This is a genomic window from Paractinoplanes bogorensis, assembly GCF_018829635.1.
GTDB lineage: Bacteria > Actinomycetota > Actinomycetes > Mycobacteriales > Micromonosporaceae > Actinoplanes > Actinoplanes bogorensis.
In genome coordinates, this window is the sequence record NZ_JAHKKG010000007.1 from 288,346 (window position 1) to 309,610 (window position 21,265).

The following is a 21,265-nucleotide window of genomic DNA, read 5'->3' on the forward strand; positions in this document are numbered from 1 at the left end:
TCATCCAAATGCTCGGAGGATCAATGCGGATTCTGCCGGTTCTCGGCGTGACATCCCTGTCCGCCGCACTGTTAGTGGCGCCCAGCCCTGCCTTCGCGGGCGGCGCACAGCCGCTCGGCCCGACCGCGACCGGCTACGGCGGCGCGGTCTCCACAGTCGACCCGACGGCCACCGCGGTCGGCCTCGACGTGCTGCGCAAGGGCGGCAACGCGGTCGACGCGGCCGTCGCCGCCGCGGCCACGCTCGGCATCACCGAACCGTTCTCGGCCGGCATCGGCGGAGGCGGCTTCTTCGTCTACTACGACGCTCGCAAGCGCAAAGTCTCCACGATCGACGGTCGCGAGAGCGGCCCGGCCACGATGAAGGAGACCCACTTCATCGACCCGGCCGACAACACGCCGTACGACTTCCAGGAAGCTCGCGTCTCCGGCCTCTCGGTCGGCACGCCGGGCACGCTCGCCACCTGGGACGCCGCCGCCCGCAAGTGGGGCTCGAAGTCGCTGTCGAGCCTGCTCGAGCCGGCCGCCCGGGTCGGCGACAAGGGCTTCCCGGTCGACGCCACGTTCCGCCAGCAGATCGCCGACAACGCCGCCGCGTTCGGGCAGTTCGATGCGACCAAGGCGCTGTACCTGCCGGGTGGCGCGCCGCCCGCGGTCGGGTCGACCCAGCGCAACCCCGATCTCGCGGCCACCTATCGGTTGATCGCGCGGAAGGGCATCGACGTCCTCTACGAGGGCGAAGTGGGCCGCGACATTGTGAAGACTGTGCAGAACCCGCCGGTCTCCTCGACGCCGGTCGGCACCTGGGCCTTCCCGATCCGCCCGGGCACCATGACCAAATCCGACTTGTCAAACTATAAGCTTCGATTCCCGGCTCCGACCAAGTCGAAGTTCCGTGACCTGACCGTCTACGGCATGTCTACGCCGTCAAGCGGTGGCGTGGCGGTCAGCGAGGCGCTCAACATCCTCGAGACGGCCGGCCTGTCCCAGTCGGATGTGACCAAGGCGCTGCACTACTACCTCGAGGCGTCGGCGCTGAGCTTTGCCGACCGCAATCGCTACGTGGGGGCGTACACGCCGCAAAAGGTCTTGGACAAACTGGTCACGGACTCGTGGGCCAAGCAGCGCGCGTGCCAGATCAAGCCGAACGCCGCGCTGGTCAAGCCGGTTCCGCCGGGCGACCTCAACGCCACCGGATGCACCCCGGCCACCGTCGGCGGCCCGACCGAGCAGGGCCAGAGCACGACCAACCTGACCGTGGCCGATCGCTGGGGCAACATCGTCGAATACACGTTCACGATCGAGCAGACCGGCGGCAACGCGATGGTCGTACCCGGTCGCGGCTTCCTGCTCAACAACGAGCTGACCGACTTCAACTTCACCAACACGCAGGCGCCCGCCGCCGACCCGAACCTGCCCGGCCCCAACAAGCGCCCGCGCAGCTCGATGTCGCCGACGATCGTGCTCAAGGACGGCCAGCCGTTCCTGGCCCTCGGTTCGCCCGGTGGCGCGACGATCATCACGACCGTCCTGCAGATCCTGCTCAACCGGGTCGTGCTGGGCCAGTCGCTGCCCGACGCGATGGCGGCTCCGCGGGCCTCCCAGCGCAACTCGGCGGGAATTCAAGCAGAGCCTTCCTTCCGTACGACCTATGGCCCGGCCCTGACCGCACTGGGTCACACGTTCGGGCCTGACGTGCCCGAACTCGGCGCCGCGACGGCGATCGAGTTCACCCGGGGCGGCGGGTTCATCGCCTCGGCCGAGCCGGCCCGTCGTGGCGCCGGAGCGGCCGGCGTCGTCCACCCCCGCTGATCCCATAGGAAACGGAAAGGGCCGCGCTGGTTCTTTCCTGGGATGTTTTTCAGCTTGCTCCCGTACGGTCTGATCTTTCGGCCGTACGGGAGCAAGGGAGTGGATCCGCCTTGGGCGGCTATGGGTGGCAGGTCGTTCTTGTCGTAGTTCTCGTTCTGGTGAATGCCCTGTTCGCGGGCAGCGAGATGGCTCTCGTCTCACTGCGCGACAGTCAGCTCCAGCGTCTCGAGCGTCGTTCCAGATCCGGCGCCACACTGGCCCGGCTGGCCCGCGACCCCAACCGGTTCCTGGCCACCATCCAGATCGGCATCACGCTGGCCGGTTTCCTGGCGTCGGCGGCGGCCGCGGTCTCGCTGGCCCAGCCGCTGATCGCCCCGCTCGGCTTCCTCGGCGGCGCCGCCGAACCGGTGTCGATCGTGATCGTCACCATCATCCTGACGTTCTTCACCCTGGTCGTCGGCGAACTCGCCCCCAAGCGGATCGCCATGCAGCGGGCCGAAAGCTGGGCCCTGATGGTCGCCCGGCCCCTCGACGTGCTGTCGATGCTGTCCCGCCCGGTGATCTGGCTGCTCGGCAAGTCGACCGACATGGTGGTCCGGCTGCTCGGCGCCGACCCCAATGCCGCCCGCGAAGAGGTCTCCACCGAAGAGATCCGTGACCTGGTGACCCAGCAGCAGGAGTTCACCCCCGAACAGCGCACCATCATCAGCGGCGCCTTCGAGATCGCCGACCGGGTGCTGCGCGAGATCCTCGTACCCCGCCGCGACGTGGTGACGGTCCAGGCCGACGTGCCGGCCCAGGAGGCGCTGGGCAAACTGGTCGCCGGCGGTCACTCCCGGGCGCCGGTCACCGGTCCGATGGGGCTCGACGACGTGCTCGGGGTGGTCCATCTGCGTGATCTGGTGCAGGCCCAGGGTCCCGTACGCGACCACATGTTCACGCCGATCTTCCTGCCCGACTCGCTCAAGGTGTCCGACGCGATGCTCCAACTCCGCGTCCAGCGCCAGCAGCTGGCCCTGGTGGTCGACGAGCGCGGCGCCATCGACGGCATCGTGACCATGGAAGACCTGGTCGAAGAGGTGGTCGGCGAGATCTACGACGAGACCGACCGCGACGTGCTGTCGGTCGTCCACGACCCCGACGGTTCGATGCTGCTGCCCGGCACGTTCCCGGTGCACGACCTGCCCGACATCGGCGTGGACGCCACCAACCTCCTGGACGGCGACTACACGACGGTGGCCGGCCTGGTGCTGTCACGCCTGGGCCACATCCCCACCACACCCGGCGAGACCGTACGCATCGACGGCCACTCAGCCGAGGTCGTCGAAATCACCGGGCGGGCCATCACCCGCATCCGCTTGCGCACCCTGGCCACCTCGCCGGCGCCCGCGCCGTCGCCAACCGAGAGCTGATCCGCGCGGCCACGGCCGGTTGTCCACAGTTCCGGGTTGTCCACAGCGGGCGGCCGCAGCCTGCCCGCTCGGCCGATTTCTCCTGGATAATGGGTGCGGGGGCCGCCCCCTGAGGGAGGGCGGGCGCTGCCATGATCGGCTCGTCAGAGCAGGGCGCGTAGGCGGCCGGCGAAGGCTTCCGGGTCGGTGAGGTGGGCGAACGCGCTTTCCGGAGCCGGGCCCGATGCGCCTGGCCCGGAGCCCGCGACGGCCAGGCGGCGGGTGGGTGGTTGCGCCTTCCAGCTTCCGTACGCCTTGAGCAGCGCCGGATCGCGCCGCGGCTCGGCGAACGACCGGTAGTGCTCGGGGACGGTCGACACCCCCGACGCCGAGACGAGGTCGTCGACCGAGCCGGGCAGGTCGCCGGTCGGTTCGTCCAGGGTCAGCAGGCAGTGCGTGGCGTACGCGTCGGCGAACGCGATCGCCAGCCACGACGCGGTGCCGTGCCCGACCACGATCGGTGCCCGGTGCAGCTGCAGGTCGTGGACCAGGCCGGCCAGGTCGGCGGCGATCCGCTCCAGGCTGTAGTCGGTGCGGTGCGGGCACTGGCCGTGCCCGGGCAGGTCAGGGGCGATCACGGTGCAGTCGCCGGCCAGTTCGGCGGCGACCGGCCACCACATCGTCCGGTCGAAGAGCAGGCCGTGCAAGAGGACTACGGGCCGGCCGAACTGGCCCCACCGGTCGTACACGAGTCGGTTCAGCGGGCTGTTCGTGGCATGGGTGGAGCGGCGCGGGGGCTGGGGGTGCATAGCGACGGTCCTTCTTTCGTTTCGGCAGGAAACGGGCGCGGAAGGGCGCGGTCGCTATACCCGGAGCACCGGGTTTGAAGCTTGGTCGTCGCGGCAGTCCCCACCTGGAGGACCAACGAGATCGACGGCTACCAGGGCGTGGCCGTCGGTGGGCAACGTGCACCGAACGGTGACGTTGGCGGCGGGCCGCAGGCGCGAGTTGGGCACGGAGGTCCACTCGCCACCGTGCTGATGCTCGTGCGTGGAATCAACGGACTCGGTGGGCTCGGAGGCGAACGCGGCGACCGCGTGATCGTGCGAGTGGGCGCGGTGATGCTCGGCGCCGGCCGACACAAGGGCCGTGCCGGCGAGGGCGATGACCAGCATCAAGACCGCGAACAGGCCGGCGCGGGTGCGTCCGGCCCTGGTCATGGTGCCTAGCGTACGTCGGCTTCCGGACCGCCGCTCTTCGCAAGATCACGGGGCAGCGCGAACCGGCACGATCCGGCAGAATCGCGACGTGGTGCGGTGCGAGCGTTGCGGAGTCCCGTTGGAACGGCACGGCCAGGGGCACACCTGCCGGTCGGCTCACTCGGTTCCGAAGGGCCCGCCGCTCGGCTGGCATGTCGCGACCTGGGTGACGGTCGGGCTGTGCGTGCTCCTCGCCGTGTGCTCGATGGCGCTGTCGGCGATGCGCCTGCGGCTGCCCCCGCCCGGCGAGCCGATTCCGCGCACCGACGATTTCCTCGTCTTCGGCCTGCTCAGTGTGGCCTGGTTCGTGCTGGCGGCGGGCGTGCTGATCGCGTTCCTGGTCTTCGGCCGCAGCACCCGCCGGGTCAAGGAACGCTTCTCCGACGAGACCCGCTGGTACGAGCGCCCTCGTATCGTGGGCCGTCTCTACGGCGCGATGGTGCTCGTCTCGATCCTGGTCCAGCTGTTCTCCGGGGCCGGTTGGCGGCAGATCCTGATCGCGGTGACCGTGGTCCGGATCGTGGGCATCGCCCTGCTGGCCGGCTCGGTCCTGCTGACCTGGGCCCGCGTCCTGCGCCTGGCCGCCGACTCGGCCGCCCTGTCCCGGGCCGCCGCCGCGACTCCGCCCCCGGCGAGCCGCTACTCCTTCCCCGACGACGCGGGCCCGGGCCCCGACGACGCGGGCCCGGGCCCCGACAGCCCGGGCGGGGCTTGGCCGCCGGGCGCAGCCTCCAGCCCGATCGTCGAGCAGTCCCGCGGCCTCGCCCCGCACAAGGTCCCGCTGACCGCGCAGGCCTCCGAGGCCGACTGGAACCCGCACCACTGGGACCCCGAGATCGAGGACGACATCAACCGTCGCCGACGTGCAACCTAGGGGTTGCGCATCCGGCAGAATGTGCAACCCTGGAGTTGCACATTAGCGGGCGAGCTGACGGAGGCAAGGTCATGGGTAACGACAGGATCGAGCGGGACACGTTCGTGCAGGCGCCGATCGAGCGCGTCTGGGCCGTGATCACCGAGCCCGGGCACGTCGGCGCGTGGTTCGGCACCGGGGAGCCGGCCGAGATCGATCTGCGCCCCGGCGGCATCATGCGGCTCGACCACGGTGAGTATGGCGTCTTCCCCACTCTGATCGTGGCCGTCGACGCCCCGCGCTACTTCTCCTACCGGTGGGCCAGCGCCTTCCCGGGCGAGGTCGCCTCCGAAGACAACGCCACCCTGGTCGAGTTCTTTCTGGAGCCCGAGGCCGGCGGCACCCGCGTACGGGTGGTCGAGACCGGGTTCGCCGCGCTGACCATCCCGGCCGAGCGGGAGAGCACGGCCGGCTTCGACAGTCACGACGAGGGCTGGCGCGGCATGGTGGAGAACCTGCGCGAGTACGCCGAAAAGCCGTGATAGAGGTCCTCGCCGCACTGGCCGAGCCGACCCGCTGGCAGTTGCTCGACCAGCTGGCCGCGCAGAAGGAGGCCACGGCCACCAGGCTCGCCGAGGGTCTGCCGGTCAGTCGTCAGGCGGTCGTGAAGCACCTCGCCGTTCTGGAACGTGCCGGCCTGGTCGCCGGGCACCGGAGCGGCCGCGAGATGCGCTACGTCGTACGGGCGAAGCGGCTCGATGAGACGGCCCGCTGGATGGCCGCGGCCGCCCGCCGCTGGGACGACCGGCTGGCCCGGATCAAAGAGCTGGCGGAGACGGACTCACCGGAAAGGAGGGAATCTCCGAGTTTCGGTTCGGGAATCGCTTAGGAGCACAACGGTTACGACGATCCTCTCGATGTACAAAGCAGGCGGGCGTCGGGGGGCGTACGAGATGAAGGTCTTCGGCAGAGCGGCGGCATTGGCCGGAATCGTTGCCACGGCGCTGGTGCATCCGGCCGCCGCCCAGGCGGCCGCGCCATCGCTGCCGAGCCTCGTCGCGTACGTACGCACCGGCGACATCTATGTCAGCCAGGGCGCGGGGGAGAAGCGGCTCACCACCGGTGCCAACCAGGCCCGCCCGCGATGGTCGCCGGACGGCAGGTCGATCGCCTACCTCAAGGCCGGCTACCTGTGGGTGATGCGGGCCGATGGCAGTGGCAAGCGCCGGCTCACCACCCGGGCCGCGGCCGGTCCGTCGTGGTCGCCCGACGGCAAGTCGATCGCGTTCGCGTCGCTGTCCTGCTCGGGCGGCCCGGGGGTCTATTCGATCGCGGCCGCCGACCCGAAGGCGACGCCCAAGGTGCTCTTCCCGCGCGACTGCCGGGGCGAGGATCTGCCCGCCGAGCCGGCCCCGGTCACCGCTCGTGTGGCGTCGCTGACCGAGCGGCTGCGCACCGACGACGCGGTGGCCTGGTCGCCCGACGGCACCCGGGTCGCGTTCCGGGGTGGCGACTGCGAGTCGGTCTACGACGCCTGCCTGAGCGTGGGCACGGTGGCCGACGGCGGCGAGCAGGCCGTGGCCGCGTACGGCGGGGGAAGTCTGCAGACCAGCGGTTTCGCGGTCGTGCCGAGCTGGCGGGCGGACGGGGTCAAGCTCTCGTGGACCGCCTATCAACAGGGCGAGACCAAGGCCGACGACCAGCCGCTGCACGTGGTCGAGTACGACACGAAAACCCGGTCCAAGCGGGATGTCGGCGGCACCCTCGACCGCGAGATGGCGTACCTGGGAAAGAACCAGGCGGCGGTGACCGGGCAGTACCGCAACGGCTCCTGGGTCATCGTGGTCGACCTGGCCAAGGGCACCCGTACCCCGTTCCGTGAGGGGTCCCAGCCCAGTGTGCAACCAGCTCGCTAAGCAGGTGCAAACGGGTTGCCGATGGGTAGGGCGACAGGAGGCACGCATGAGCATCTCCGGACTGGGCAACGCCCGGCCGCTACCCCCGCCGGTCCGCCCGGCCCGAGCCGCGAAGCCGGACACGGAACGTGACGACGATTACCTGACCGGCCGTGACCGGGAGCTGATCTTCCAGGTGACCGGCCAGCGTGACCCGCTCAAGCAGTCGGCCACCGCGTTCGCCGCGATCCTCAGCGCCGAGCGTGCCGCCGGCCGTCTTGCTCCTGGTCAGGAGGCTACGGCGCTCTATCTCAAGGACCTCAACCGGCGCTACGAGCGTACGGGCGGACCGAACCCCGTGGCCGGGCTCCTGCCCAAGGCCCTGGGATATCTGCAGGAGGGCGGCAGCGGGCGGATCGACGTCTCTGCGTAAAAATGGGGGCGTGACGACCCACCACCCGCCGATCCGCACCTTCCATCCGCGCCGGGGCCACCTGAGCCCCCGGCGTGTCGACGCGCACGCCGCGCTCTGGCCGGTGGTGGGCCTGACGATCGAGGACGGCGACCGCACGCCCCTCGATCTCGACGAGCTGTTCGGGCGCACCAATCCCAAGGTGCTCGAGATCGGCTTCGGCATGGGTGACGCCCTGGCCGCGATGGCCGCCGCCGACCCGGACCGCGACTACCTGGGCATCGAGGTGCACACGCCCGGCATCGGCAGTCTGCTGGCCCACCTTCAAGATCAAAACCTTTCCCACGTACGGGTGGCACTCGGCGACGCCATGCAACTGATCCACCGTCTGGGGCTGGGCCGGCTGGACGCGATCCACGTCTTCTTCCCGGATCCCTGGCCCAAGTCACGTCACCACAAGCGCCGGCTCATCCAGCCGGCCAACGTGGTGCTGCTGCGTGACCGTCTGCGCCCGGGCGGAATCCTGCACTGCGCCACCGACTGGCCGCACTACGCCGAGGGCATGGCCGAGGTGCTGGCCGCCGATCCGGAACTCGAACTCGTCGACCACGACCGCGGCGCCCGCCCGGAGACGAAGTACGAGCGTCGCGGCACTCGCGCGGGCCGGCCGATCACCGATCTGCGCTTCCGTCGCCGTACCTCATGATTTGCGGCTTTTCTGCAATTAGCGACGTATAGCCTGCGGAGGTGGGTGAGCGGCAAGACGACACCGGCCGCCAAGCCTGGCCCGGCGGCCTCGACGAGGGCCTGCTGCACGAGGTCGCCGAGCTGCATCCGGCCTCGTTCGACGGCGGCGGCGCCGATGAGCTCGCCGGTCTGCTGGCCCGCGCCGCCCACGCCCCGGTCGGGCTGATCCACCTGGTGCGCGGCGACACCCTGCGGATCTACGGCGGGCACGGGCGCGACGGCGTGTGGGACCAGCCGGAAGCTCCGCTCGAGGGCACCCTGGCCTCGGCCGTGCTGGTCGCCGGCGCCCCGCTGGTGCTCAACGACCTCACCGAGCGCGGGCGGAAAGGCGCTTACCTCGGTCATCCCGTACGGGACAAGAAGGGCGCCGTCCTCGCGGTGTGCTGTGCGGCCGACTTCGAACCGCGGACCTGGACGGACGACGAGATCGCCTCGGTCGCCGAGGCCGCCCACGTGGCCGGGCTGCTGCTGACCGAGCAACTCGCCCGCTACGAGCTGGCCCGGCAGCGCCGCTTCCTCGACGCGGTGCTCGACAGCCTGCACGACGGCGTGATCGCCTGCGACGACCAGGGCCGCATCGTCTTCGTCAACGAGCGGATGCGCCGGCTCTGGGGCGAGTCGAGCCTGCCCGCCGACAGCTGGCTCGAAGGCCTCACCGACACCGAGGGCAACCCGCTGCGCCGCGACGACCTCGGCCTGTTCCGCGCGCTGCAGGGCGACCACCTGGTCGACAGCGAGGTCGTGCTGCACGGGCCGGACCGGCGCGCCCGGCACTACCTGGTCGACGCGCACCCGATCACCGGGCCCGGCGGGCGGACGGCGGGGGCGGTGCAGGCCGTCCAGGACGTGACCCGGCGTAAGCGGGTGGAGCGCTTCCGGACGTGCGAACTGGCCGTCACCACCGCGCTGGCCGACGCGCCCAGCATCGAGGCGGCCGGTCCCCGCGTGCTCGAGGCCGTGGGGACCACGCTGGGCTGGGTGCACGCCGAGTTGTGGCTGGTCGACGAGCCCGCCGCCGTGGTCCGGTCGGCCGCCCGCTGGAGTGCGCCGGGGCGGCAGACCGACATCGAGGTGCCGGTGGATCTGGCCTACGGGGTGGGCCTGGCCGGGCGGGCGTGGCAGGTGGGCAAGCCGCTGTGGATCCGAGACGTGGGACGGCCGCAGAGCCTGATCTCGGCCGAGACCGCGGCATCGGGTGCGTTGCATACGGCGCTGGCTGTGCCCGTACGGGAAGGATTTGAGACTCTGGGGGTTCTGACGGCGTTTGCCGACACGGTCGAGGATCCCGAGGACGAACTGCTCGCGCTGATGTCGGGGATCGCCGCGCACATCGGGCAGTTCGTCGAGAAGCACCGCGTCGAAGACCTGCAGCGCCAGCTGATCCGCAGCAAGAACGAATATCTGGCGCTGGTCGGGCACGAGCTGCGCACGCCGTTGACCTCGATCAGTGCCTACACCGAGCTGCTGCGCGAGGCCGACGAGAAGAGCCTGGTGGCCGACGGTCCGCGCCTGCTCGAGGTGATCGAGCGCAACACCAACCAGCTGCGGGACATCATCAACGAGTTGCTGGAGCTCTCGGCCCTGGACGGCGGGCACGCCGACATCCACCTGGCCCCGATGGACCTGGCCGAGGTGGTGCGCGACTCGCTGGCCAAGGCGCGGGCCGCGGTCGAGGGCGCGCCGCTGGTCATCGACGACGAGTTGCCGGACAAACTGGTGCTGCCGGGCGACCGCAAGCGGCTGCGCCAGGTGGTCGACAACCTGCTCGGCAACGCGGTCAAATACAGCCCCGACGGCGGGCACATCGGCGTGAAGCTGCGGGCGGCGGGCCGGGCGGCCGAGCTGGCGGTCTCGGACACCGGGCTCGGGGTGTCCAGCGACGAGCGCGAGAAGCTGTTCACCGGTCTCTACCGCACCTCGCGGGCCCGGGACTCGGCGATCCCCGGCACCGGCCTGGGCATGACGCTGAGCCGGGCCGTGGTCGGTAAACACCACGGGAGCATCGAGCTGGTCGACCACGAAGGCCCTGGTACCACGGTGCTGGTCCGGCTGCCCATGGACGCCCGTTGACAATGTGCTGACACATGTGACCCTGGTAACACGCTGGTCATCGGGCCAGGATGAAGGTCATGACCCGGTGGACTCCCGATCCGACGTTCTATCCCTCCCCGAGTGACGCGGCCGGAGCCCCGGCCGAGCAGCTGGCCTATGTGGCCGCGTTCGACCGGTCGGCCCAGCAGCCGGACGCGATCGCCGTCGTCGACACCGATCCCGGCTCCGATTCGTACGGCCAGGTGGTGGGCTGGACCGACCTGCCGCACACCGGCGACGAGCTGCACCACTTCGGGTGGAACGCGTGCAGCAGCGCGCTCTGCCCGACCGCGCCGCATCCGCACGTGTCGCGCCGCTATCTCATCGTTCCCGGCCTCCGGTCGTCGCGCATCTACGTGATCGATGTGCTGGACGACCCGCGTTCACCGCGGATCGTCAAGGAGATCCCGGCCTCGTCGCTGGCGGCCGCCGGTTACTCGCGGCCGCACACGATCCACTGCGGACCCGACGGCATCTATGTGTCGGCGCTGGGCAACGGTACCGACGGTGACGGGCCGGGTGGCATCGCCGTGCTGGATCACACGACCTTCGACGTACGGGGGAAGTGGGAAGTTGATCGTGGGGACCAGTTCCTCGCGTACGACTTCTGGTGGCACCTGACCCGCGACGTGCTCGTCACCTCGGAGTGGGGCACACCCGACATGATCGAGAACGGGATCGTGCCCGAGCTGCTGCTGGGCCGTAAGTACGGGCACCGGCTGCACTTCTGGGACCTGGCCAAGCGCACCCTGGCGCAGACAGTCGACCTCGGTGACCAGTACCAGATGACGCTGGAACTGCGCCCGGCCCATGACCCGTCACGCGAATACGGCTTCGTCGGCGTGGTGGTCAGCGTCGAGGATCTGTCCGCCTCGGTCTGGGTGTGGCACCGGTCCGAGGGCGAGTTCGCCGTGACCAAGGTGATCGACATTCCGGCCGAGCCCGCTCCGGCTTCGTCGTTGCCGCCCGCCCTGCAGCCCTTCGGCGCCGTTCCGCCGCTGGTCACCGACATTGACCTCTCGGTCGACGACAAGTTCCTCTACGTCTCGTGCTGGGGCACGGGTGAGCTCAAGCAGTACGACGTGAGCGATCCGTTCCATCCGGTCGAGGTCGGTTCGGTACGCCTCGGCGGCATCGTCGGCCGGGTCGCGCACCCCTCTGATCCCTCGTCGCCCCTGTCGGGTGGCCCGCAGATGGTCGAGGTCTCGCGGGACGGCAAGCGGGTCTACGTGACCAATTCCCTGTACGGGTCGTGGGACGACCAGTTCTACCCCGACGGCGTCGGGGCGTGGCTGGCCAAGCTCGACGTCGGCTCGTCCGGTGGGATGACCCTGGACGAGCGCTTCTTCCCGCACGGTGACGAGTTCCGCGGTCGTCGCGTGCACCAGACCCGTCTGCAGGGCGGCGACGCCAGCTCCGACTCGTACTGCTTCCCTTCTTGATGAGTTGGGGTCAGATCGCGGCTCTGGCCGGGCTCGGCGCCTTTCACGGCCTGAACCCGGCCATGGGCTGGCTCTTCGCGGTGGCCCGGGGCATGCAGGAGCGTTCCCGTACGGTCCTGTTGCGCTCGCTTCCGCCCATCGCCCTGGGTCATCTGGCCTCGGTCGCCATCGTGGCCGCGGTCGTCTCGGCCACGTCCTCGATCGTGGCCGCCAACATCGTCGGCATCGTGGGCGGCTCGGTGCTGGTCGCGTTCGGCCTGTGGCGCCTGCTCTCGGAACGCCACTTCCGCTGGGCCGGCATGCGCCTGTCGAACACGCAGCTGATCGGCTGGAGCTTCCTGATGTCGTCGGCCCACGGCGCGGGCCTGATGTTGCTGCCGGTCCTGGCGACCACGCCCATGCCGGCCTCCGAGCATTCCGGGCATCTCGCCTCGCTGGGCCCCATGGCCGCCTTGGAAGGTGTGTTCGCCTCCGGCATCCACACGGTCGCGATGTTCACTGCGATGGCGATCTGTGCCGTGCTCGTCTACGAATACGTCGGCCTGAACATCCTGCGCCGGGCCTGGTTCAACGTGGACAAACTGTGGGCCGGCGTGATGGTCGGCGCCGGAGCCCTGACCATCGCCCTTACGGTGTAGGCGATGACTTCCGGCCTCCACGAATTCCGTCCCGATCACGACGGCGACGCCCTCGCCGCCCTGCTGACCGCCGCGCGCGGCTTTTCCGACGTGGCGGCGATGATGCGCCGGGACGCCGGCCTCGACGACTTCCGTGCTCTCATCGCCGACGACGGCAGCGCCTACGCCCGTACGTTCCGTCAGCCCTGGTTCACGCCCGGCCTCTACGGCACAGGCGTAACCGTCCACCCTTCGGCTCGGCGACGGGGAACCGGCACCGCGTTGCTGGCCGCCATCACCGAGACTGCCCGCACACTGGGCGCCACCGCACAGATCGGCACCGTCCCCTCCGAAGGCCGGCCGGAGGCGCTGGCGTTCGCACTGAGCCGAGGCTTCGCCGTAGACCGACACATGACCAGGTCAGTCGTAGACCCGACCTCGATCAACCCGGCCCTGCTGACAGCGCCGCCACCTTTCGGCATCAAGATTCGTTCGCTGGACGACTTAGGCGACACCGACGAGAACCGCCGAGCACTGTGGACCATCTGCGAGCGGATAGCCGCCGACTTCCCGAACGAACGCCGGCAGCCCCGCACATACGAACAGTTCGGGCCTTTCCACGCGGCCGGGACGTTCGTGGCCCTGGATGGCACGACGTGGGCCGGCGCGGCCACGGTCGGGCCCACGTTCTACCACCACTTCACCGGGGTGGATCGGGCTTACCGGGGCCGGGGAATCGCCACGGCGTTGCGGCGAGCCACGATCAATTACGCGCTCGCCGTCGGCGCCCCAACCCTGGAAACCCACAACGACTCCACGAACGCCCCGATGCTCGCGATCAACCGAGCATTCGGCTACCACACCAAGCCCGGCATAACCGACGTATACCGGGTCATCAGCCCCTGATCGCGTTGGCCGGAGCGCCCTCCATGTTCGCCATCCTGCGCCCGGGGATCCGTATTCTCGCCGAGCGGCTCGTCCCGGCGCCGGCGGTGTCGGGGGCGGACCGGCCGTTCGTGTCGCGGGACCATTCGCGCGCAGCTCGACCTGTCCAGGAGTCCGGTTCTGACCGCGGGCGTAGCTCTCACCGGCTTCAGCAGGGCCGAGGCCGAGTAGATCTATGGGCAGGCGGGCCTTCTGATCCACTACGGCTCGGACATCGCCGACCAGGTGAACGCCATGTCGACCATCGCCGCCGGGGGAACCCGCCCGACGCCCCGTTCCGTCCCGGCGACGAGGTCCGCCTGGCGGGCGCGACGCCCGAGGCGCCGGCCACCGCGGACGAGAAATGCTCCGCTCATCGTCCGCCACGTGAGCCGAAGCCCGATGGTCACCGTCCAGTCCGACCTGGCCGGTTGGTAACCGTGCCGGCCACCGACCTGGAGCCTTCTCCCAGCTGAGCAACGCCGCAGCCACCCATGCGGTCGCCCGGTCCGCGGCAGCACTCAGCTCGCGGCGGCGCCCGGCTCTTGACGGCGCTCAGCCCGCGACGGCGCTCAGCCCGCGAGAGCGCTCGGCTTGCGACGGCGTTCGGCTGGTGTCGGCGCGTGCTCGTGGCGGTGTCCGGCTCGTGGCGGTGTCCGGCTTGCGGCGGCGTTCGGCTCGTGTCGGCGCGTGCTCGTGGCGGTGTCCGGCTTGCGGCGGCGTTCGGCTCGTGTCGGCGCGTGCTCGTGGCGGTGTCCGGCTTGCGGCGGTGTCCGGCTTGCGGCGGCGTTCGGCTCGTGTCGGCGCGTGCTCGTGGCGGTGTCCGGCTCGTGACGGTGCTCGGCTCGTGACGGTGCTCGGCCCGTGTCGGTGCTCGGCCCGTGTCGGCGCTCGGCCTGCGACGGCGCTCGGCCCGTGTCGGCGCGTGCTCGCGGCGGCGCCCGGCCTGTGACGGCGCGCGCTCGGGGCGGTGTTCAGCTGGAGACTGCGCCCGGCCCGGGGCGGCGCACGCCTGTTTGTGTCGACGTCCATTTCGTGGCGCTGGACGGCGTGACGGGCGCGACCGCCCCGGCGCGGACATGGCGGTCGAGCCGGGACGGTCGCGGGTCATGCTGCGCGGAACGCAGCGGTGGGCGGTCAGGCGGCCGGGGTGCTCCACATGGCGGTGAAGGCGGCCGCCTCGCCGGCCAGCCAGGTTTCGATGTCGGCGGGCTTGGCCGAGGTGTCGAGGCGGTGGACCTCGCCCCGGCGCAGGTCGACCAGGATCGGCTCGGCGTTGGGGAGGATCTGGTCCATGTGGCGGGCCATCAGGTGCAGCATGGCCGTCACGGTCTCGGGCGTCGGCGGCGCCTCGTCGAAGTGCAGGCGGACGGCCTCGCGCCGGCCGTCGTCGTACTTGAGGCCGAAGTGGGGGTTGATCTTCACGACCAGCGGGCCCACCGAGGCCAGCGCGTCGCGGGTCTGGGCCAGGCCGACCAGTTCGGGGTCGCCCAGGGACGCCAGGTAGGTCTTGGCGCCGGTGCTGACCGACCCGTAGAGCGGCTTCCACCGCTCCTTCACCAGGTCGACCACACCGGACAGATAGCTGCCGCCGGTGCGGAACGCGATGTCGGCCTTGAGAGCCTTGACGAGCTGACCGTGCGGGTTGAAGCCGGACCGCCGCTCACGCGCACGACGCAGCCCGCCGACGAACGTGGCCTTGGCCGGGCCGGTGCGCGTCACGTAGCGGGTGAAGCCGAGCATGGTCGCGTAGGGCGGGAGGACGGGCACGGGGTTGGTCGAGGGAACGCTCAGAACGGGCGCGGTCACGTCGATCTCCTAACTGGCCCTGACAAGATCAACAGCGCACTCGACACGCCGAAGATCAGCAGCTCACAGGCCCTGATTCGTACATACATTCTAATCGACGGGTACGACATTCCCAACCTCGCAGCCGCGTACTCGTTGCTGTCGCGTCCGCGCGAATCCGACAACCGGGCGGGGCCGCCTATCGTGGCCTGGTGACCGACTGGCGGAGGTTCGAAAAGGGTGCGGAGTACTTCTCGATCCGTCGGGAGGGGATCCGCTGCTTCCTGCGCTGGGGCGCGGACGGCACGAAGCGGGGCGGCTCGCTGCGGATGACCTGTGACGACGAGCAGCACGCCGAACGACACATGGCCGGCAAGATCCGCGAGCGGCTGCGCAAGGGCTTCGTGGAGGTGGCCGGGCAGCCGGCGCCGACCGGTGACCCCGAGGCGCTGGTGGCCGAGACCATCGGCGTCGCGCCGCTCGGGGCGTTTCGCCCGGTCCCCGGCTATCCGGACGTGGTCTGCCACGAGATGACCTTTGCGGCCTCGCCCGGCCGGGGGTTCTACCGCTACCTCGTGCTGCGTGACGCCGGCCGCAGCGCCATCAGCTTCAACGTCCGCGAGACCACCCATGATCCGATCGCGGTCGCCGCGTTCCTCGACCTTCTCGTGACCGTACGGGAGCCGCCCTTCGACGGCCGTTCGCACGCGAAGCTGCCCCTGCCCGAGCCGGTCGGGGAATTCACCCACGCGCTGCTGTGCTCACCCGCGCTGGCCCAGATGGCCGACGCCTACCCGGCGATCAGCGCGCGGGTCGCCGGCGCCTTCCCGATCCATGACTGCGAGATCGGCGACGACGATACCGAGGTGCTGGTTGACGCACGTATCCACGGGCACGGCGCACTGAACTACGCCGACTGGGCGCGCGGCCCGAAGCCGGTGGTTGATCTCCGCCTGATGCGGGAGAAGACCTTCAAGGTGTACGACCAGGGCCGGCTGGACCGGGTCCTGCGTGAACTGCCCGGCGCCGCCGCGGACGGCTTCGTGGAACTGCGCTCCTACCGCGGCGACGTCCTCCGCCTGACTCCGGCCGACACCGACGCCGCTGAACAGGCGGCAGCCTTCATCGTCGCGTAACGGCCGGGCAGATCAGGCCGGCTCAGCTTGGTGGCTGGGCGGCCAGGGCGATGTCGAAGCCGCCACCGTTGCGGGCCACGCCCACGAGAAGGATGCCGGCCCACTCCAGGGCGGAGGTCATCTCCAGCCCGCCCGCGTCGAGGGGGCGCATGTCCAAGCTCGACAGAAACGCTGCCACCCGCGCCCGTGCCTCGGCACTGTCGCCGGCCAGGAACGCGTCCATCGGTTTGTCCTGGGCCAGGACGCCGCCGAAGATCGTGTTGAAGGCCTTCACGACGTGGGTGCCCGCAGGCGCGGCGGCGGCGATCTGCTGGGCGATCGAGTTGCCCGGGGTGGTCGCGAGGCCGGTGGCGTCAGCGTTGAACGGGTTGGTGATGTCGACCAGGGTCTTGCCGGCCAGCGCCTCGCCGTAGGAACGAACGACGTCGACCGCGCCCGCGGAGAGGACGGCGAGGATGACGATGTCGCCCGCCGGTGCCGAACCGTAGGTGCCCACGGTGGCTCCGATCCGGTCGGCCAGCGACCGGGCGGCAACGGTGTCACGGCTCATGATCTCGACGGTGTGGCCGTGTTTCGCCGCGCGGGTGCCGATGGCGGTGGCCATGTTTCCCGCGCCGATGATGCTGATCGTGGTCATGGTCAGATCACCGTCGTTCCGCCGTCGACGACCAGTTCCTGGCCGTTGACGTAGCTCGAATCGTCCGAGGCGAGGAACAACGCGGCGGATGCGATCTCCGCGGGCCGGCCCATCTCGCGGCGGGGGATCACGGACTCGAACTGTGCCTTCAGGCCGGCGTCCATCACCTCCTCCATGAGCGCGGTGGAGACCTGGCCGGGGGTCAGCACGTTCACCCGGATCTTCCGGTCGCGCAGCTCGGACACCCACACCCGGGCGAAGGCGGGCAGTACGGCCTTGCTCGCCGCGTACACGCTCCAGTCGGGGTAGCCCCGCAGCGACGCGTTCGAGCCGGTCATGAAGATCGAGCCGCCGTCGTTGATCAGCGGGAGCGCCTTCTGGACCGTGAACAGCGTGCCGCGTGCGTTCAGCGAGAAGGCGGCGTCGAAATGGGCCGGGGTGATCTCGCCGAGCTGCCCCTGCTCGCCCGTGCCGGCGCTCGTCCACAGCACGTCGATCGAGCCTTTCTCCTGCTTCACGGTGAAGAACAAGCGGTCCAGGTCGTCGAGGTCGGCCGAGTCGGCCTGCACGCCGGTCACGTTGCGGCCGATCAGCTGGACGGCGTCGTCCAACGCGTCCTTGCGGCGGCCGGTGATGAAGACGTGGGCTCCCTCGTCCACGAACAACCTGGCGCCGGCCAGCGCCATGCCACTGGTCGCGCCGGTGATCACGGCGACCTTGCCATCGAGCTTTCCCACGAGCACTCCCCATCGTTAAGTACACCGAATCGTGTGCCTAAGGTAGCGACCGATCAGAGCTATGTAAACCGATCCGTACCGCCGCGTTATGCTGGTCACGTGACGGAGCTGGAGAAGGGCCCGACCGGGCAGCGCCGGGGCCGGGGCGCGCGGGAGCGCATCATCAGCGCGTCCCAGCAGCTCTTTCGCGACCAGGGCATCAACAGCACCGGCATGGACCAGCTCAGCGCGGCCGCCGAGGTGTCCAAACGCACGCTCTACCAGCACTTCGCCGGCAAGGACGAGCTGATCGCCGAGTGCCTGCGCCGCTTCGACCCGGGCGTCCTGCCCGAGGTGTTCGAGCGCGCCGACCTCACCCCGCGCGAACGACTGCTCGCCGTGTTCGAGATCCACGCGCCGCTGTGCCCGTTCATCGCCGCGGCCGTCGAGATCCCCGACCCCGAGCACCCGGCCCGCGTTCTCGCCCGCGACTACAAGCTGGCTTTTGCCGCGCGGCTCGTCGACAGCGCCCGCGAGGCCGGCGCCGCCGATCCCGAACAGCTCGGCGAACAACTCGCGCTGCTGCTGGACGGCGCCTCGGCCCGCAGCCGCGTGCTCAACACCGAGACGCTGGCCACGGCCGCCGCCATCGCCGCCGTCCTGGTCGACAACGCACTGCCGGCCGAGGAGGGCACACGTGCGTCAGTGCGGTGACCGGCCTCGAGAAGATAGTGCGAGTGCGGTCGCGCCGAGCAGTTCCTCGCCGTACGCCGGGCCGACCAGTTGCAGGCTGACCGGCACCGGGAAGCCGGGCGACCGCACCGGCATCGCCAGCGCGGGCACCCCGGCCAGGTTGAACAGGGCCGTCAGCTGGGTGAGCGGAAAACCCGCATAGCCGGCCAGCGGCGGCGGCATCGCGGGCAGTGTCGGCAGGGCCAGAACGTCCACCTCGGACAGCAGGGCCGCGACCTCGGCCTGCCACTTCGCGCGACCGGCCAAAGACGAGGCCACCTCGGCCTGGGTCACCAGGCGACCGGCGCGCAGGCCGCCCTCGACGAAGTCGCCGACTCCCTCGACGCCCAGCAGCGCGTGGTGAGCCGTCCACAGCTCGTGGACGACGATCGTGCCGAAGGCGTCGAACGCCGCGTCCCAGCCGGGCAGACGCACCTCGCGAACCGGGATCCCGGTCGAGGCCAGAGCGGCGTCGACCGCGTCCTCGATCGCCGGGTCCACGCCGTCGATCCGCAACCGCCCGACCACCCGCGCCGGGGCGTCCGCGACGGTGAAGCCGGGCTCGAGCAGACCCATGCCGGTGATGACGCCGGCGACGTCGCGGGCCAGCGGTCCGACGGTGTCCAGAGTGGGGGCCAGCGGCCATACCCCGGAGGACGGCACGCGTCCAGCCGTCGTCTTCAATCCCACGATCCCGCAGCACGCGGCCGGAATCCGCACCGATCCACCGGTATCGGTGCCCAGCCCGATGTCCGCCTGACCGGTCGCGACCGCCACCGCACTGCCGCTCGACGACCCACCCGGAATGAGGTCGGGCGCCAGCGGATTGACCGGCGTCCCGAACACCGCGTTGTCACCGACCGGGCTCACGCACATCTCGGTCAGCGTGGTCTTCCCGACGATGTGGGCACCGGACGCCCGCACACCGGCCAGGCACAGCGCGTCGGCCGCGGCGGGCAACGCCCGATCCCGTACGGCCGCGGACCCGGCCGTCGTGATCTCGCCGGCCATGTCGATGGCGTCCTTAACGGCGATCCGGAGGCCTGGGGCAGGCGGAGGGGCGAAGCGCTTGATCCAGATCGTCACCCCGTCGAACCTACGCGTGCCGCGGCGGGTCGATGGAAGACTGGGCCGATGGCGCTGATCAACGTTGACTTCTATGCCGAGTCGCTCGATCTCGGCACGTCCATGACCGTTGTGCTGCCGCAGGAGGGGGACTCGCCGCCGCCGCTGCTCTACCTGCTGCACGGCCTCACCGACGATCACACGGCGTGGACCCGCTACACGTCGATCGAGCGTTACGCGTACGACCACCAGCTCGCCGTCGTCATGCCGCAGGTGCATCGCAGCTTCTACGCCGACGAGGCGTACGGGATGAAGTTCTGGACCTTCCTGTCCGAGGAACTGCCCCGGGTCGTGCACCGGTTCTTCCGGGTCGCCGAGGGGCGCGAGCAGACGTACGTGGCAGGCCTGTCCATGGGTGGCTACGGCGCCCTCAAGTGGGCGCTGCGGGAGCCGCACCGGTTCGCCGCCGCGGCCAGCCTGTCGGGGGCGGTCGATCTGGCCTGGTTGCAGAAGCACGACGACCGCCCGCACATCCGCGAGGTGATGGACCGGGTCTTCGCCGGCCGTGACGTGACCGGAACCGGCGACGACCTGTTCCACCTGCTGGAGCGGGCCGACCGGGCCGAACTGCCGCGCCTCATGCTCCGCTGCGGCACCGGCGACCACCTGTTCGAGCAGAACGAACGCCTCGTACACGCCTGTGCCCGCGCCGGCATCCCGCTGGACAGCGAGTTCGAGCCGGGCGGGCACGAGTGGTCGTACTGGGACAGGCACATCCCGCGAGCGCTGGACTTCTTCTTAAAGAGCTAGTCCTCGCGGCCCTGCTGCTCGGCCAGGAAGCGCTCCAGCTCGGCGCCCAGTTCCTCGGCCGTCGGCAGGGGGCGGTCGGAGTCGGCCAGCAGGTTGCCCTCGCGACCGCGCAGGAAGGCGTCATATTGCGCCTCGAGTGACGCCACCAGGCGGCTGGCCTGCTCGTCGTCGGCGACCTGCTTATCCACGTCTTCCCGGACGGCCTTGGCCGCCTCGCGCAACTCACCGGTCGGCAGGGCCAGGCCGGTGCTGGCCGAGACCGAGTCGAGCAGCAGCTCGGCCGCGGCCGGGAAGGTCGTCTGGGCCAGGTAGTGCGGCACGTGGGCGGCGTAACCCATGGCGTCGTGGCCGCTCTCGCCCAGCCGGAACTCGAGCAGGTTGCCGACGCTGGCCGGCACCTGCACCTTCTGCAGCCAGGGCTCGCGGTCGCCGAGCAGCGACTTGTCGGTGGCGTGGGCGGTGACGCTGACCGGACGGGTGTGCGGCACGGCCATCGGGATCGCGTTCAGCCCGACGGTCAGCTTGACGCCGAAGCGCTCGACCAGGCCGGTGACGGCCGCGATGAACCGTTCCCACTGCAGGTCGGGCTCGGGGCCGGCGAGCAGCAGGAACTCGGTGCCGAGCTGGTCGCGCACCACGTGCAGGGCCAGGCTGGGCTCGTCGTAGCTGACCCAGTGGTCCTCGTCGAAGATCATCGTGGGGCGACGGGACCGGTAGTCGAGCAGCTGGTCGAGGTCGAACGTCGCGACCACCCGGCTGTCGAGGGAGTCCAGGAGGTTTTCCCGGGAGAGCTGGATCGCGCTGCCCGCGTCGACGAATCCGGTGAGGGCCTGGACCAGCACCGGCTCGTCGAGCTCGGGCAGCTCGTCGGACAGCTCGTAGAGCTCGTCAGGATCGAGCACGTCGAGGACCTCCTGTGTTCCGTAAGGGGTAAAACCT

23 protein-coding genes are annotated in these 21,265 nt (G+C 70.3%); 15 read left to right on the forward strand and 8 right to left on the reverse strand.

The features are described from left to right. Positions 1–23: 23 nt before the first annotated feature. Positions 24–1,811: a gamma-glutamyltransferase gene (gene ggt, locus KOI35_RS23770; RefSeq protein WP_215790166.1), complete on the forward strand. Its 1,788-nt coding sequence runs from the start codon at positions 24–26 to the stop codon at positions 1,809–1,811. A 110-nt stretch (positions 1,812–1,921) separates the two neighbouring features. Beyond that, a complete protein-coding gene (locus KOI35_RS23775; RefSeq protein WP_215790168.1) occupies positions 1,922–3,223 on the forward strand; it encodes a hemolysin family protein in 1,302 nt (433 codons plus the stop codon). 143 nt (positions 3,224–3,366) lie between these two features. Here KOI35_RS23775 and KOI35_RS23780 read toward each other — a convergent pair whose 3' ends face one another. After that, positions 3,367–4,011, reverse strand: a complete 645-nt coding sequence (locus tag KOI35_RS23780; RefSeq protein WP_215790170.1) for an alpha/beta fold hydrolase — start codon at positions 4,009–4,011, stop codon at positions 3,367–3,369. Positions 4,012–4,065: 54 nt separating this feature from the next. Beyond that, positions 4,066–4,422 carry a hypothetical protein gene (locus KOI35_RS23785; RefSeq protein WP_215790172.1) on the reverse strand — a complete coding sequence of 119 codons (357 nt, stop codon included), beginning with the start codon at positions 4,420–4,422 and terminating at the stop codon, positions 4,066–4,068. A gap of 118 nt (positions 4,423–4,540) precedes the next feature. Between KOI35_RS23785 and KOI35_RS23790 the strand changes: the two genes are divergently transcribed. The 10 genes from KOI35_RS23790 (at position 4,541) to KOI35_RS23835 (ending at position 13,424) form a co-directional block, all read left to right on the forward strand. Continuing rightward, the gene (locus KOI35_RS23790; protein ID WP_215790173.1) at positions 4,541–5,335 is read left to right on the forward strand and encodes a hypothetical protein; all 795 of its coding nucleotides are present in this window, start codon (positions 4,541–4,543) and stop codon (positions 5,333–5,335) included. A gap of 71 nt (positions 5,336–5,406) precedes the next feature. Then, positions 5,407–5,856 (forward strand): SRPBCC family protein, encoded by a 450-nt coding sequence (locus KOI35_RS23795; RefSeq protein ID WP_215790175.1) that lies wholly within the window; start codon positions 5,407–5,409, stop codon positions 5,854–5,856. Continuing rightward, positions 5,853–6,203, forward strand: a complete 351-nt coding sequence (locus KOI35_RS23800; RefSeq protein WP_215790177.1) for an ArsR/SmtB family transcription factor — start codon at positions 5,853–5,855, stop codon at positions 6,201–6,203. The genes KOI35_RS23795 and KOI35_RS23800 overlap by 4 nt, the downstream gene beginning before the upstream one ends. A gap of 91 nt (positions 6,204–6,294) precedes the next feature. Further along, positions 6,295–7,230 carry a TolB family protein gene (locus KOI35_RS23805; RefSeq protein WP_246613640.1) on the forward strand — a complete coding sequence of 312 codons (936 nt, stop codon included), beginning with the start codon at positions 6,295–6,297 and terminating at the stop codon, positions 7,228–7,230. Between the two features lie 46 nt (positions 7,231–7,276). After that, positions 7,277–7,642 (forward strand): hypothetical protein, encoded by a 366-nt coding sequence (locus tag KOI35_RS23810; protein ID WP_215790179.1) that lies wholly within the window; start codon positions 7,277–7,279, stop codon positions 7,640–7,642. 10 nt (positions 7,643–7,652) lie between these two features. After that, positions 7,653–8,327, forward strand: coding sequence for a tRNA (guanosine(46)-N7)-methyltransferase TrmB (trmB, locus tag KOI35_RS23815; RefSeq protein WP_308121131.1), 675 nt, complete (start codon positions 7,653–7,655; stop codon positions 8,325–8,327). A gap of 41 nt (positions 8,328–8,368) precedes the next feature. After that, entirely contained in the window at positions 8,369–10,438 is a 2,070-nt protein-coding gene (locus tag KOI35_RS23820) for a sensor histidine kinase (protein ID WP_215790181.1), read from the forward strand. A gap of 59 nt (positions 10,439–10,497) precedes the next feature. Further along, a complete protein-coding gene (locus KOI35_RS23825; protein WP_215790183.1) occupies positions 10,498–11,901 on the forward strand; it encodes a selenium-binding protein SBP56-related protein in 1,404 nt (467 codons plus the stop codon). After that, entirely contained in the window at positions 11,901–12,539 is a 639-nt protein-coding gene (locus KOI35_RS23830; protein WP_215790185.1) for a hypothetical protein, read from the forward strand. The genes KOI35_RS23825 and KOI35_RS23830 overlap by 1 nt, the downstream gene beginning before the upstream one ends. 3 nt (positions 12,540–12,542) lie before the next feature. Next, the gene (locus KOI35_RS23835; RefSeq protein WP_215790187.1) at positions 12,543–13,424 is read left to right on the forward strand and encodes a GNAT family N-acetyltransferase; all 882 of its coding nucleotides are present in this window, start codon (positions 12,543–12,545) and stop codon (positions 13,422–13,424) included. A 239-nt stretch (positions 13,425–13,663) separates the two neighbouring features. Here the strand turns inward: KOI35_RS23835 and KOI35_RS23840 are convergent, their stop codons facing one another. Together KOI35_RS23840 and KOI35_RS23845 are read right to left on the reverse strand one after the other, a co-directional pair. Then, entirely contained in the window at positions 13,664–13,852 is a 189-nt protein-coding gene (locus tag KOI35_RS23840) for a hypothetical protein (RefSeq protein ID WP_215790189.1), read from the reverse strand. Between the two features lie 727 nt (positions 13,853–14,579). Then, positions 14,580–15,185 (reverse strand): hypothetical protein, encoded by a 606-nt coding sequence (locus tag KOI35_RS23845; protein ID WP_215790836.1) that lies wholly within the window; start codon positions 15,183–15,185, stop codon positions 14,580–14,582. A gap of 257 nt (positions 15,186–15,442) precedes the next feature. On the opposite strand from KOI35_RS23845, the gene KOI35_RS23850 reads away from it, so the two are divergent. Then, positions 15,443–16,366, forward strand: coding sequence for a WGR domain-containing protein (locus KOI35_RS23850; RefSeq protein WP_215790190.1), 924 nt, complete (start codon positions 15,443–15,445; stop codon positions 16,364–16,366). A gap of 22 nt (positions 16,367–16,388) precedes the next feature. Here the strand turns inward: KOI35_RS23850 and KOI35_RS23855 are convergent, their stop codons facing one another. Together KOI35_RS23855 and KOI35_RS23860 are read right to left on the reverse strand one after the other, a co-directional pair. Next, positions 16,389–17,003 carry an NADPH-dependent F420 reductase gene (locus KOI35_RS23855; RefSeq protein ID WP_215790193.1) on the reverse strand — a complete coding sequence of 205 codons (615 nt, stop codon included), beginning with the start codon at positions 17,001–17,003 and terminating at the stop codon, positions 16,389–16,391. 2 nt (positions 17,004–17,005) lie between these two features. Then, the gene (locus KOI35_RS23860) at positions 17,006–17,740 is read right to left on the reverse strand and encodes an SDR family NAD(P)-dependent oxidoreductase (RefSeq protein ID WP_215790195.1); all 735 of its coding nucleotides are present in this window, start codon (positions 17,738–17,740) and stop codon (positions 17,006–17,008) included. A gap of 99 nt (positions 17,741–17,839) precedes the next feature. Between KOI35_RS23860 and KOI35_RS23865 the strand changes: the two genes are divergently transcribed. Beyond that, positions 17,840–18,433: a TetR/AcrR family transcriptional regulator gene (locus tag KOI35_RS23865; RefSeq protein ID WP_215790196.1), complete on the forward strand. Its 594-nt coding sequence runs from the start codon at positions 17,840–17,842 to the stop codon at positions 18,431–18,433. Here KOI35_RS23865 and KOI35_RS23870 read toward each other — a convergent pair. Then, on the reverse strand, positions 18,422–19,537 hold the full coding sequence (locus KOI35_RS23870) for an amidase (protein ID WP_215790198.1): 1,116 nt from the start codon (positions 19,535–19,537) through the stop codon (positions 18,422–18,424). The genes KOI35_RS23865 and KOI35_RS23870 overlap by 12 nt on opposite strands. Before the next feature lie 48 nt (positions 19,538–19,585). Here KOI35_RS23870 and KOI35_RS23875 point away from each other — a divergent pair, with 48 nt between their 5' ends. After that, complete coding sequence (locus KOI35_RS23875; RefSeq protein WP_215790200.1) at positions 19,586–20,326, forward strand: alpha/beta hydrolase; 741 nt, start codon at positions 19,586–19,588, stop codon at positions 20,324–20,326. Here the strand turns inward: KOI35_RS23875 and KOI35_RS23880 are convergent. Continuing rightward, positions 20,323–21,228 (reverse strand): proteasome assembly chaperone family protein, encoded by a 906-nt coding sequence (locus tag KOI35_RS23880; RefSeq protein ID WP_215790201.1) that lies wholly within the window; start codon positions 21,226–21,228, stop codon positions 20,323–20,325. The genes KOI35_RS23875 and KOI35_RS23880 overlap by 4 nt on opposite strands. Positions 21,229–21,265: the final 37 nt, after the last annotated feature.